At 65.3% G+C, this 13,233-nt stretch carries 10 protein-coding genes; 4 read left to right on the forward strand and 6 right to left on the reverse strand.

The window, feature by feature from the left end; translation table 11 throughout:
- Window positions 1–16 precede the first annotated feature (16 nt).
- A complete protein-coding gene (locus AAGD32_09275) occupies window positions 17–2,596 on the forward strand; it encodes an O-antigen ligase family protein (GenBank protein ID MEM8874438.1) in 2,580 nt (859 codons plus the stop codon).
- Here AAGD32_09275 and AAGD32_09280 read toward each other — a convergent pair whose 3' ends face one another.
- Window positions 2,597–4,012, reverse strand: coding sequence for a hypothetical protein (locus tag AAGD32_09280; GenBank protein MEM8874439.1), 1,416 nt, complete (start codon window positions 4,010–4,012; stop codon window positions 2,597–2,599).
- Between the two features lie 173 nt (window positions 4,013–4,185).
- On the opposite strand from AAGD32_09280, the gene AAGD32_09285 reads away from it, so the two are divergent.
- Window positions 4,186–4,782 carry a hypothetical protein gene (locus tag AAGD32_09285; protein MEM8874440.1) on the forward strand — a complete coding sequence of 199 codons (597 nt, stop codon included), beginning with the start codon at window positions 4,186–4,188 and terminating at the stop codon, window positions 4,780–4,782.
- A gap of 19 nt (window positions 4,783–4,801) precedes the next feature.
- On the opposite strand, the gene AAGD32_09290 is transcribed toward AAGD32_09285, so the two are convergent.
- The 5 genes from AAGD32_09290 to AAGD32_09310 all read right to left on the reverse strand — a co-directional run bounded on the left by AAGD32_09290 (window position 4,802) and on the right by AAGD32_09310 (window position 10,704).
- Window positions 4,802–5,455 carry an HD domain-containing protein gene (locus tag AAGD32_09290; protein MEM8874441.1) on the reverse strand — a complete coding sequence of 218 codons (654 nt, stop codon included), beginning with the start codon at window positions 5,453–5,455 and terminating at the stop codon, window positions 4,802–4,804.
- A gap of 141 nt (window positions 5,456–5,596) precedes the next feature.
- A complete protein-coding gene (locus tag AAGD32_09295; protein MEM8874442.1) occupies window positions 5,597–8,104 on the reverse strand; it encodes a glycoside hydrolase family 2 protein in 2,508 nt (835 codons plus the stop codon).
- Window positions 8,105–8,151: 47 nt separating this feature from the next.
- Window positions 8,152–9,075 (reverse strand): hypothetical protein, encoded by a 924-nt coding sequence (locus AAGD32_09300; GenBank protein MEM8874443.1) that lies wholly within the window; start codon window positions 9,073–9,075, stop codon window positions 8,152–8,154.
- 32 nt (window positions 9,076–9,107) lie between these two features.
- A complete protein-coding gene (locus AAGD32_09305) occupies window positions 9,108–9,944 on the reverse strand; it encodes an alpha/beta hydrolase (protein ID MEM8874444.1) in 837 nt (278 codons plus the stop codon).
- Window positions 9,945–9,951: 7 nt separating this feature from the next.
- Window positions 9,952–10,704: an alpha/beta hydrolase family protein gene (locus AAGD32_09310; GenBank protein MEM8874445.1), complete on the reverse strand. Its 753-nt coding sequence runs from the start codon at window positions 10,702–10,704 to the stop codon at window positions 9,952–9,954.
- 40 nt (window positions 10,705–10,744) lie between these two features.
- Here AAGD32_09310 and AAGD32_09315 point away from each other — a divergent pair, with 40 nt between their 5' ends.
- Both AAGD32_09315 and AAGD32_09320 read left to right on the forward strand, forming a co-directional pair.
- Window positions 10,745–11,722: an NAD-dependent epimerase/dehydratase family protein gene (locus tag AAGD32_09315; protein ID MEM8874446.1), complete on the forward strand. Its 978-nt coding sequence runs from the start codon at window positions 10,745–10,747 to the stop codon at window positions 11,720–11,722.
- Window positions 11,723–11,870: 148 nt separating this feature from the next.
- Window positions 11,871–13,169, forward strand: a complete 1,299-nt coding sequence (locus tag AAGD32_09320; GenBank protein MEM8874447.1) for an MraY family glycosyltransferase — start codon at window positions 11,871–11,873, stop codon at window positions 13,167–13,169.
- Window positions 13,170–13,233 lie beyond the last annotated feature (64 nt).

Here is a 13,233-nt window from a genome sequence, read left to right on the forward strand (position 1 = left end):
TCGCCGCTGATCCGTGATGTTACTGCGATCCCACATCATCGGCGTTCAGCCACGCACCGGGGGCGAACTGACGGCCGAGTCGGCCCTGGCCGCACTTGTGGTGGCCGGGCCGCTGATGTTCGGCGCGACCGAGGCATGGAGCTTTCAGATACTGCTCTCCCTCGCCGGCGTCGCGTTCCTGGGTGCATGCGTTGACCTGGCCTTGCACCGTGACAAGCCGATGCGTTGGTCGTGGTCGTTCGTGCCGATCGTGGCGTTCCTTGCTTTGATCGTGGTGCAACTCGTGCCGCTGCCCGCGGGATTGGTCGGCACGATCGCGCCGCAGGTGGCGACATTCTGGCAGGCGGCCGGCGTTGACGGCGCGATCACGCTGAGCGTCTACCCGTTCGAAACGCAGCGTCAGCTTTGGCTGATGCTGGTCGTCGCCGCCGTGTTCTTCACGGTCGTGCAGACCCACCGCCGGCCCGAGCAGGTGCAGTTGTTGCTCATGGCGATCGTCATCGGCGGCGGGCTCGCGGTGGCACTCGCTCTCGGACAGAACATCGTCGGCAGCCGTGTTGCATGGGGCATCTCGCCCAACGGCACGACGGTCAGCGCGCAATACCTCCACCCGTTCAGCGGGCCTTTCCTCAACCACAGCCACTTCTCGCAGCTCGCGAACCTGACCATCGGTGCGTGTTTCGCGCTGCTGTTGGTCCAGCTCAACGAGATACTGGACGGCGGGTCGCGCCGGGTCTGGACGCGCGTGAGCGACATCGTTCGGCACCCGCAACTGCGCCTGGGACGGGTGGTGACGGTGGTTGCCCTCGCGTCGGCGGTGGCCATCGTTTTGTCGTTGAGCCGGGGCGGCGTGCTGAGCATGGCCGTCGCGCTGGGCGTGACGGTGTGTGCCTTGGCGTTGAGCAGTCGCCGTCGCGGGGCCGGCACGTTCGCGACGCTTTTCGGCATCGTGGTGCTCGTGTTGTTGCTCGGCCTCGGGGTCGATGTCGCGGCCCAACGCCTCAGCACCTTGCGTGATTTTCAGGAAGCCTCGGGCGGCCGGATGCAGATCGTCATGGACGTGATCGCGGCCGTGCGCGGGTTCCCCGTGACCGGGGCCGGACTGGGCAGTTTCGGCGTCGCGTATCCGGCCTTCGACTCCACCGGCTCGGCCGCCGTTGCGACACACGCGGAAAACGAATACGCACAACTGTTGTTCGAGACCGGGCTGATCGGCGTCGGCTGCCTGCTGGCATTCGTGGCGTTTCTCTTGGTTGCCGCGTGGCATTGCGTGTCGTCGGTCGCCAAGTTCCGCGACGCGCCGATCATCCGCTATGCGGCCTACGGGATTGGTTACGGGCTCATCGCGGTGGCCGTTCATTCGCTCAGTGATTTCGGCCAGCACGTCCCGGGCATCGCGGTCGTCACCGCGTCGATGGCCGGCTTGCTCGTGGCGCTGCCCAAAGTCCGCCGCAGTGAAAAGTACGGCGTACGGCGTGACGCGAAGCTGGTTATTCCCGTCCGGTGGGCGGCGTTGCTTGTGGGCGTGGGTGTCGTCGGCTGGATGTGGTGGGGCATCGAACAGGATCGTCGGGCGCGTGCGATCCTGGAAAAGGCCACGATGCTGTACGTCGCGGACCTCGACGCCGAGGAGCCGCTCGTGGCGGACCGCGCATACGCCGCCCTGATTCTCGCCGGCGAGAAAGCCCGGGCGACCACCCCGGGCGACGCGCAGCTTGCGTTCCGGCTCGCGAGGTTGCGGTATGACGCACTCCGCCGAACGGTGACCGACGCGGGTCTGGCGAACCATGCCGACACCCTCGGCCGGATCGCGACGGACCTGCGGGCAGCCCACCGGTTGGCCCCGACGTACGGCCCGCCTTTGGCCGTGGCCGGTGGGATCGAGCGGTTCATCCTGAACGACGAAGCCGGCGGTGACGCGATCCGTCGCGCCCGTGAACTGACCGCCTACGACGCGGAGACGCATTTCGTCGACGCACGACTGACGTTGTTCGAGGGGGACGAACAGGCGGCGCTCGAACGGTTCGACCGGGCCGTGGCGCTCGAGCCGGGACGCCGGCCTGATGTGATCGACGTCATGGTCAGCGCTGGCGAGTTGGAGTTTGCCTATCGCTACGCCGAAGGCGACGGCTCGTTGCTCGAACACCTTGCGCGTCGGCTCGAAGCACAAGACGAAGTCTCGGCCGCATCGCTGGAACTCGTTCGCCGTGCGCGGCTCGAGGCGTTGGCGCTGCTGCGGGCCGAGGTGTCCAGCGGCAACGCGTCGGGCCGAAAGCTGCTGCAGTTGGCCGAGGTGGAATGGACCGCCGGCGATCACTCCGCCGCGCTGGATCTCATGTCACGGGCCGTCTCCCGCGAGCCGACCAACGCCCGTTGGCGCATGCGCTATGCGACGATGCTCTTCGAGCAAGGGCGGTACGACAACGCGGTGGAACAGTTGAAGCTCCTGTTGCGGTTTAAGCCCGACGACCGGCGTGCGGCCGACTTGCTGGAAGAAGCCAATCGTGCCCTGATCCTGCAAAAGGCCGATGCCCGGCGCGAGCGCCGGGAGGCCGAGAACGCACCGTCGACCGGGGACGAACCCGCGAGCGACTGATTACCCTGTGCCCCAGAACCTGCCGGTGACGCCGAAGCCGAACGCGGCGGCCAGCCCCAGCGGCAGGAACACGAAGTCCGCACACGAGAAAATTTCGCCCACGGTCATGCTCGTGGCGGCAAGCTCCTCCACCTTGTTGTTGCGTTGCAGCGACTCGACCTCGGCCTCGATCTCCACGTCGTAAACGGCGCTGCGGTACTTGTCGTACAAGTCGAACTGTTCTTCGCCGGTTAGTGCGGCGAGTTCGACCTTGGCGTCTTCGGTCAGGGCGGTGAGTTGCTCGTAGGTGCTGTTGTCGTACGCCTCGGGATCACCGCCGGCTTCGACGAGTTTGGCTTCGGCGTGCAGGCGCACCAGATCGTCGAAACGTTCCTGCTCACGCTCTTCCCGTGTCGCTTCCAGCACCTGCTCGTCGGTCATCGCGTCGAGCTCTTCCTGGGCGCGCTTCTCGTAAATCTTGATGACGCGGTCGCGGAAGCTGGGCGCTTCCTCTTGCTGCCGGGCCATCGCTGCGTCGAGGATGATTTGCTGGGCGACACGTAAGTCCCGGCGATCTTCGAGCGCTTCAAGCTCCTCGTCGGTGATGTTCATCGCCTGCTTGCGTGAGTGTCGCCGTCGGCCATCGACTTGGTCGGGGCCGGCATACAGGTACTCTTCGAACGAGCCGAACATCTCGATGGTCATTTGTTCGACCACGTCCTCGCGTCGCCAGTCCATTTTCATGTCCTCGACCTTCACCTGTTCGCCGAACTCTTGTTCGACGATGGCCGCCTGACGTTCGTCGGCGTTGGGCAGGATGATGACGGTGGTGATGAGGAACTTGGCGGTGGCCATGCCGACGAGCGCGATGAGGGTCGCGACGAAGGCGGTGTTGTTGTTGCCACGGACCGCGCCGAAGGCCATGCCGAGTCCTGCGAGCAGGCCGACGGCCAGCGCCATCGCGCCCACGGGGATCGGCGACCCCGGCGGCAGGCTCGCCTTGATCGCGTACCACAGGCCAACGGTACCCGCGGTGAGTACCGCGGCGATGAGTGCGCCCTTGGCCAGCGCGGGCGGCTCGTCGTGTTCGACGTGGCGTTTGCCGGTGAGGCCGATGCCGACCGCGCCGGACGCGTCGTAGCCGCCGATCTTGTTGCCGCCACCCTTGCCACCTTTCTTTTTGGCGCGAGGTGCCGCGGCACGAGGCGCGGCGACCGGTGCCGCGGGGGCGACCGGCGGGGGCGGCGGACTCGACAGGGCCGGGATGTCATCGTCGTCCTCGGCGAACGCGTACATGTCGTCATCGTCCGGCGGCGCGGGCAGTTCGAGCTTGAACATCTCGCCGCACGGGCACTTGGCGGATTTGCCCAGTTTGCTCGGCGGGACCTTGAACGATCGGTTGCAGGCCGGGCAGAAGACTTCAACTTTGTCGGACATCGAAAAACCCCTTCGCGGTTGGTTCGGGTACGGGACGTGCAGGATGCGGCAGCCGTTCGCTTTGTGCAAGCGCTCCGGGTATTCCCTGTTTAGGGGATAGTGACCGGGCAGACACATCACCCGTGCGGTACATCTTCGTTGGTGAGGCGCGCGTGAGTCGTTACGATCCGACCATGCTCGCCGAGGCAGGGATGCCCAACTTCATCGACCAAAACACGGCCGTGGCCATCGTCGGGGTCGGGGCCGCCGTCTTCGGTTATCTCTACCTGCGTGGTGCCGCCAAGCGCAAGCCCAAACGCAGCGATCCGCTCGACGATCTGGCCGGCAAAAAGTCGTTGGCCCAGCAGCGCAACCTCGAGCGTGACATGCAGCAGCTTCTGCTCGAGCTGACCGACATGACGCGGCAGATGAACGCTCAGATCGACACCAAGGCGGCCAAACTCGAGACGCTTATTCAGGACGCCGAGCAGGCCGAGCAGCGGCTCCGCGCGGCGCTGGGCGAAAGCGGTCAGATCGACACGCCGGTGCAGCCGCTCACGGCCGATCAGTTCCCTGAGCCCCGCAGGCAGGCTACTGCGGCCAATGGGGCGACCAACGGGGACCGGACGGCGATGAACAACATCGAACTGCCCGACGCGAAGAGTCCGCTTGCTCGTCACGACGAGGTTTACCGGCTCGCCGACGAGGGCGTGAGCGTCGACGACATTGCGCAGCGGACGAGCCGGCCACGCGGAGAGATCGACCTGATCCTCGCGCTTCGCCGGACGTGAGTTGACTTACGTGAGCCATTTACGCGGCCATGGCGAGGCGAGCGGCCAGATGGACCTCGACCTCGATCCGGATGCCAAGCGTGTCACGGAGCAGTGCGAACTTCTTGCGTCCGAGTCCGAGTTTGCGGAGGTGGCGGTTGGGCTCGGTGGCGTACACGTGTACCACGACGGCGGTCCGGCGTTTCTCGAAGATCAGCGTCGGCGGCTCGCACTTGCGGCAATCCAACGCGTCGGCGGCCCGGAGCATGCCCAGCAATAGGCGTGTCGTGCGGCGGCTGGCGCGGTCGTCGAGCAAAGGGTCGTCGGTCGGTACCTTGCCGCGGTGACGGCGGGTGAGATACGCGAGCATCTTCCGCTCGGCGCGGTCGATGGGCAGCGTCGTGTCCTCGGCGATCATGTCGGCACCGTGGACCTCGTGGCCGTCGTCGGCGATGCACCGGCCCACATCGTGCAGCCATGCCGCACGCCGCAACGTCCGGCGGGCGTCGGCGTCCAGCTTGTGCAGCGGGGCGAGTAGTTCGAACAAACGATCCGCATGCGCGGCAACGCGGTCTTCGTGGCCGAGCCTCACGATCCGACGTTCACACCAACCACGAATCACGCGATCGTCCGCCGAGAGAATCGGCGTGGTCGCGTGTTCGAGTTTGAGGTTGGTCGCGTCCGAGCGGGTCATGTCGGTTGTACGTCCGTACTTCTACGTAAGTCGGACAAAAATACATGCGAGTTCGTTAAGGCCGTGCGAAGATTTTGATGCACAGGGATGTATCGGACTTTAACGCAGCTCGAGAGTAGGACGCAAGGTTTGATCGACGGTTCACGCCCAGTCGTTCCAACAGCGGAGCACCGGCTTGCGGATCGCGGCTTCGGTGGCGGGGACGTTGAGCTTGAACCGCATCGACTCGCCCGGCAGCAATGTACCGAGTTGCTGGTCGGCCTCGGCGTTGGGGTCGAGCCGGTCGGCGAAGAGGCATGTTTCGTAGAGCAGCGTCTTGGCTTTGACCGTGACGACGTTGCCGTCGGTCCATGCTTCGAACACGGGCTTGGGGAAGTCGACCTGAGCGGGGCGCTGAAAGAGGAACGTCGCCCGGGCCGCGCCGGCACCGTCGACGACGATGATCTCCTTGGACGGGTCGGCGGGCTTGTCGAGCTTGCCGTCGGCGAGCCGGAGTCGGCCGACGCTTTGCGGCGGAATGGCAATGTTCGCGGTGATGGACACCCACTCGCGACCGTCGAGGCCCAGGCGGCGGATCGTGATCTCGCCGGTCCAGGTTTCGTTGGTGTCATTGCACAGGGCCAGCTGCAACGGCTCGCCCGGCTTCCAGTCGGCGGCGTTGGCCAGGTCGGCCGGCTGGACGGTGAATATCCTCGGCGCGAAGAAGTTGTGGGTCGCGTACCAGAGCAGCTTCTTTCCGCCGGACGAGTCGAGGGCCGCCCAACTAATCACCGGCCAGCAGTCGTTCCACTGCCAATAGACCGCGCCCATGCAGTGTGGTCGGATGGCCCGCCAGTACTCGACGCCCTCGCCGACGCCACGGGCCTGAAAGATCTGCGCGGCGTAGTGCCAGGTATCGAAGTCCACCGTTTGCGGATCGACGCCCCACAGTTCGCGGAGGTGCTTGTTGATGCGGACCGCGGTGCCTTTGCCGGCTTTTTGGTGGTGCTCGAGGATCGGGCTGTTCACGTCGAGCGCGTCGGCCGGCAGGGCGCTGGCGAGGGTGGCGTAGTTCGCCGGGCCCTGCTGGCCGAACTCATTGACGAAGCGTGCGCGGCGGCGTTTGTACTCGACCGGGGAGTAGTCGCCCGTCCAGATATGCACGGTGCCGTGATCGTTGGACTGGGCACGCACGTCGCGTGTCTTGCTGAACGGGCTGCCCGGCGTGTAGCTACGCGTCGGGTCGAGCGCGAGCATGAGCTTGGGCAGCAGGTCGAAGTAATAGCCGGCACCCCAGGTGCGCTTCTCGGCGACGTCCTTCCATTCCATGCCCTGGTTCGTCCACTCCTCGGAACCCCAGATGTTTTCGTTGCAACCGTTCCAGTGGATCAGCGACGCGTGGCGGGCGAGGTCGCGGAGCTGGAAGACGGCTTCGCTCTCGACCTGCGTGCGGTAGGGTTCTTCCTCCGGGTACATCGCACACGCGAACATGAAGTCCTGCGCGACCATGATCCCGAGCTCGTCGCAGAGGTCGTAGAAGTCGTGTGATGCGTAAAGCCCGCCGCCCCAGACGCGGATCATGTTCACATGCGCGTCGACCGCGGCGGTCAGGCTCTGCCGTAGTTGGTCCTTGGTTACGCGGACGGGGAAACAGTCGTCGGGGATCCAGTTGGCACCCTTGCAGAAAATCTCGCGGCCGTTGATGACCCATGCGAACCGCGAGCCGGTCTCGTCTTCGGATTGGTCGAGGCGGACTGAGCGGATGCCGACACGGCAGGCGAAGTCGTCGAGCGGGTCGCCGGCGGCGGTGGTGAGTTCGACGTGCAGGTCGTAGAGCGGCTGATCGCCCTGGCCGGCGGGCCACCAAAGGAGGGGGTTGGTGACTTCGAGCGGGATGCCGATCTGGATGTCGGTGCCGAGCACCTCACGGTCGGCGATGGTGTTGCCGTCCGGGTCGATGAGCGTTGCGCGTGCCATGACCGCGCCGCGGCCGGCCTTGCGGATGTCGCACAGCACGTCGACCTTGGCCGACGTGTCGGACACGTCCATGACCATGGGCCGCACGAACTCGATGCGTGCCTCGTCCCAGGCGAGGATGTCCACCGCTCCCTCGACACCGCAGGTCATCAGCACCGGGCCCCAGTCCCAGCCCATGTTGCACGACATCTTGCGCAGGAAGTTGTGCGGGTGCTGGACCGGGTGACCGCCGTAGCCGGCGTGCGGAAGGGTGCCGTAGGTTTGCTCGTTTTCTTCGGCGGCGGTGAGCGGGCTGCGGAAAGCGATGACCAGTTCGTTACCCGCCGGTCGGACGTGGTCCTTGATGTCGAAGGTGTGCGCGTGGTGTTGGTTGGCGACGTCGCCGAGGTGTTGGCCGTTGAGCGTGACCGACGCGACGGTGTCGAGCATCTCGAAGCGCAGTTCGATCCGCTGCTTGCCAAGCGTCTTCGGGTCGAGATCGAACCGGCACGCATAGGTCCAATCGCAGCGGTTGATCCATTGGACCAGCTTTTCGTTGTCGCCGAAGTACGGATCGGGGATGAGTTCGTGACGGAGCAGGTCGAGGTGAACGCAGCCGGGAACTTCCGCGTCGATCGTCCCGATGGGCGCGGGCGGTTCGCCGGCGGCCAGCGTCAAGGTCCAATCGAATACGGTGAGGTCCGTGGTGAGCATCGGGCGAGGATAGCCGATCGGCCCGCGCTTGCCCGAGGCCGGGCGGTTCAACGGCCGGCGGTATCCCAGCGGACGTCGCTGGTCCGGCGGGCGAAGATTTCGCTCCGGGTATCGCCGAACCGCGGGTCACCGACGTCTTCACCCTCGTACGACTGTTCGAAGATCGACACCTCGCGCCAGGCGGTGCCGCCGTCGAGCGGGACGAACAGCGTGTATCGAATTTCGATCTGGCCCGAGTAGTTTCGTGGCTGGCCACGATGGCGGACGTTGTCGGCCCAGAGCAGCATGCGGACCACGGCGACCTTCTGCCGGGCGTGATCAGGGTCACCGTCGATCTCGGCGAACGTCGCTTCGCCACCGACGTCCTGGAAGCCGACGACGTAGCCGATCTCGGTGAGTCGTTGCCGCCAGGCGACAAGGTTGACCGTCCATCGATCACCCAACTCAGCACCCTCCGGCCAAGCGGCGATGTCGGTCAGTGTCGGTGCGTCCGGCGAGTTGGGTCCGAGCAGCGCGGACAAGTCCATGCGATCCGCCCCCATCAGTATCGCGCCGTTGGGGAGCGTGTAGTGCGGCGCACGCTCTCCCCAAGTGCCGTAAATCTCCGTCTCGGACGGGACCAGTGATTCGACACTCTGCGACTCGAGCAAGCGGTTCGCGTTATCGACGGTCAACTCGAACTGCGCGGGCTGACCGTTGTCGAGCATCAACATCGGCTTGTACATCCCCTCGATCGAAAGCTCGTAGCGATTGGAGCGGGTGGCGACTTGCTCTTCGTTGATGAACCGTGCCCGCCTGAACGCCACCGTGCTGGTCGCCTCGACATGGATCGGGCGATCCAGTTCGAACGGCACCGTCAACCGGTCCGGTGCGAACACCGGAGTATCGGCCTGCGTTGTTGCTGGGGACGCCCCGACTTCCATCGGCTGAGCGATGGCAACCACCCCGGCGAGCATCAGCGCTGCGATCATCGGCGGATCGTATCACAACGCCCTTTCGCCTGTCATTGTTCGCCGGTATCGGCGGTGACCGAATGACACCAATCGGCGATGTCGTCCCACATGGCCGCGCCGCCGACCTGGAACAGGTCGTTGTGCCCGGCGCCGTCGATCGGCACATGCGTCACCACGCCGCCTGCGGCGTCCGCAAGATCCAGGCTCATCGAGTACGGGATCAGCTCGTCGTCGGTGCCATGCACGATGTACATCGGTACTTCGATGTCCGGCAGCCGCGCGAGGTTGTCGTAGTCGTCGAGTACGAGTATCGGCGGGATGATCTTGATCGCTCGCACGGCCATCGACCGCATCGACGTGAACGTGCTCATCGTGACCAGGCCGGCGACCGGATGTTTCTCGGCGACATGCACCGCGCTACCGCCGCCGAGCGAGACCCCCAGCGCGACGATCTTGTTTGGGTCGACGCCCTCGCGACTGGCGACGAGTGTGTAGAGCTGGCTCGCGGCACCGAAGGCGTTGGCTTCGGACATGCTCCCGCTCGACATCCCGTAGCCCGGATACTCCATGACGGCGACGTTCATGCCACGGTCGCGCATGCCTTCGCCGAAGGGCAGAAAGTTCTTCAGCGAGTCGCCGTTGCCGTAGAACATGATCAGTGTCGGCGCGTCGGCTCGGTCGGCGGGCAGAAACGCGGCGACGGCGTCGCCGAGATCGATCAACTCCAGCCCCGCCCGTTCGCTGACGACCGCACGCGGGTCCCCCTGGGTCATGCGGCCCGGGTACATGAGTGTCCGCTGAAACGAGAACAGCAGCACCAACACGACGCCATACGCCAGCAAGATCAATCGGCCCACCTTCCAGACTCGTCGGGTTGCGGTGTTCATGTGATACCTACGACCGCGGATCGACGCCGAGCGCGCGGGCATGGAACGCCAGTGCCGCGGGCAGGTGCGTGTCCCAGTAGGTCCAGCCGTGAGTGCCGGTCGAGGTTTCGTATTCGTGGTCGACGCCGAGCGTTTGCAGGTGGGCGTGGAATGTCTGATTGTGCTTGTAGAGGAAGTCCTCGGTGCCGCAGTCGATGCGCAAGGCGGGCATGGGGTCGGCGTGTCGTGCGAGGTGCTGTAGGTCGTGGTCGGTGCCGCGCGGGTCTTCGCCGAAGATGCGTTGGAACGCGGCGTCGGTGAGGTTGGTCGGTTCCTTGTGTTGGTGACTGCCGATCATCAGTGCGCCCGAGTGTGAGTGTGCCGAGATGTATCGGTCGGGCCGCCCCAAGGCGAGCCGCAGCGCGCCGTACCCACCCATGGACAAGCCGCCGACGCACCGCCCGCAGCGGTCGCTGCGGACCGGCAGGGTGCTTTCGATGAACGCGGGCAACGCGTCGGCGAAGTGCGCGAAGTAGTCTTCGCCCTGAACCTGCGTGGTGTAGAAGCTGTCCTCACCGTCGGGCATCACGATGCAGATCGGCCATCGCTCCGCGTGGTGTAGCGCCCTACCTTTGAGCGCCCATGCGGTGTGGTCGTCGTGCATGCCGTGCAACAGGTACAGGACCGGCCAAGGCTTGGGCGTGTCGTCCGGGAGGATCACCGTCATCGGCACCGACCGCCGCAGGACGGGCGAAGTCCAGTTGATCGTTGCGTGAGCCACGCACCCACCATAGCGGCCGTGACCGGTACCATGCGTTCGGATGTCCAAGCACTATCTCATCACCGGCGGGGCAGGGTTCATCGGTTCGCACCTGGCCGAGCGGCTGCTGGGCGACGGACATCGCGTGACGGTGCTCGACGACTTTTCGACCGGCCGTAGCGAGAACCTCGACGTCGCCCGTGCCACCTACGGCACCGCGCTGCGGATCATCCGCGACACGGTCGAAAACGAGACGACCGTCGCCATGGCGATGAACGGCGTTGATGCGGTGTTTCACCTCGCGTCGGCGGTGGGGGTGCAACTCATCCTCGACGAGCCGGTCCGCACGATCCGCACCATCATCCGCGGCACCGAGGTCGTGCTCGATCACGCCCACCGGTTCGGACTTCCGACGCTCGTGACCAGCTCGTCGGAGGTCTACGGCAAGGGCAGCCAGATCCCGTTCAGCGAGGACGACGACATCGTCATGGGCCCGACCGCGCACGCGCGATGGTGCTACGCCTATGCCAAGGGCATCGACGAGTTTCTGAGCATCGCGTATCACAAACAGTTCGGCTTACCGGCAACAACGGTGCGGTTGTTCAACACGGTCGGCCCGCGGCAGATCGGGCGGTACGGCATGGTGATCCCACGGTTCGTCGAGGCCGCGAAGTCCGGCCGGCCGCTGACCGTCTACGGCGACGGCACACAGACGCGGTGCTTCTGCCACGTGCTCGATGTGGTCGACGCGCTGGTGAAGCTCATCGACCACCCCGACGCCGCCGGCCGCGTGTTCAACCTCGGCTCCGATCAGGAGATCAGCATCGCCGATCTCGCGGCAGCCATCGTCAAGCAACTCGGGTCCGATAGTGCGGTCGAGCATGTGTCGTACGAGAAGGCCTACGGCCAACAGTTCGACGACCTCCCGCGTCGCGTGCCCGACCTGAGCCGGTTGCGTGGGCTGATCGGTTTCGAGCCGACGCGCGATCTCTCGACGATCATCGCGGATGTGGCCATGGCCGGGTCGTCGGTCGGCTGAAAACTCGCTTACGCTGGCCGGACGCCCATCCGATGCAAACGTACGTGCAACTATCGTCCGTGTCGGTCGTCGGGTACGGTCCGGCCCCGGGGAGACGCGCATTGGTCAACGCATTCGAACCTTCATGGCCCCGGTAATCGCGACATCCATGCAGCCGACGTTTGTCGATCCGCCCGCTCAGGACAACCTGACCACCGTGATCGGCGTCGACGGATCGGCCCGCGTCGATCCGCCGTGGGGCACCGGTCCGCTCGATGTCGAACGGGTGCTTTCGCCATACGTGTTCGTCTTCTACGCCGCGTTTCTGCTGGCGTTGTTCTTCACCCCGCTTATGCGGCGGGTGGCGATTCACTTCGGCATCATCGACCAGCCGGACAAGGCCCGGAAGATCCACAAGGCACCGGTGGCGTACCTCGGCGGATTGGCGGTGTTCGTAGGCTGGGTCGGCGGCATGGCGATGAGCCGGCTGACCAATATTCATGATGACCCGGGCATCGGGCCGTACCACTTGGTGGTGCCGCCATCGATCATTCTCGGGGCGGTGCTGGTGGTGGTGCTGGGCTTGTGGGACGACGTGTTCGGCCTTTCGCCGCGGACGAAGATCATCGGTCAGGTCGCGGCGGCGGTCGGACTGGTCCTCAGCGGTACCGGTACTGATATCACGGCCCCGATTGTTGAGAACGTAGCGGTGCGGCTCGACGTGTTTCTCGGCATCGCCTTTTCGGCAGGCACGCTCGAGGCCATCGTCTATGCCACGAGCGTGGCGCTGGTCATCGCGATCATCGTGTTCTGCTGTAACGCTTCGAACCTGATGGACGGCCTCGATGGCCTCTGCGGCGGGGTGACGGCGATCATCGCACTGGGGTTTGTCATTCTCGCGGTCACCGTCGCCCTTGGCGGCCGGACCGGTACCGGGGATGTGCAGGACTACGGCATCCGCGTGATCGTCGCGCTGGCCTTACTCGGGGCGGTGCTCGGGTTCGTGCCGTTCAACTTCAACCCGGCGAGTATCTTCATGGGTGATGCCGGCTCGCTGCTGCTGGGCTTCCTGTGCGGCTTGATGATCGTGCTGCTGGGCGAGGTGGAGCTGAAATGGCTGCTGGCGGCGAGTGTCATGTTCGCGTTGCCAGTGCTGGACACGGCGTTGGCGTTCGCGCGGCGGTACGTGAACAAGCGGCCGTTGTTCTCCGCGGACCGGGGGCACTTTCATCACCAACTTGTTGCCCGCGGCCTCACCGTCAAGCAGGCCGTTCTTACGGCATACGCACTGGCGGTCTTTTTCGTGATCTGCGGCGTGCTGATCGTGTTCATGCGGACGCGGTTCGCGGTGGCGTTTTACATGGTTTTGTTCGGGTTCCTGATCGTGACGGCGTACAAGATCGGGATGATCCACGAGCGGTCGTCTTCGGAGCCGGAGCATGAACCGGAGCCCGAAACGGCCGCGTGAACCGCGGCAACGTCGCCGGTCGGCCGATTGGGCCGCTTGGCGCGATCGTTCGGTCGCGGCGTGG

Source organism: Planctomycetota bacterium (assembly GCA_039182125.1).
In the GTDB taxonomy this organism is placed as follows: Bacteria; Planctomycetota; Phycisphaerae; order Tepidisphaerales; family Tepidisphaeraceae; genus JBCDCH01.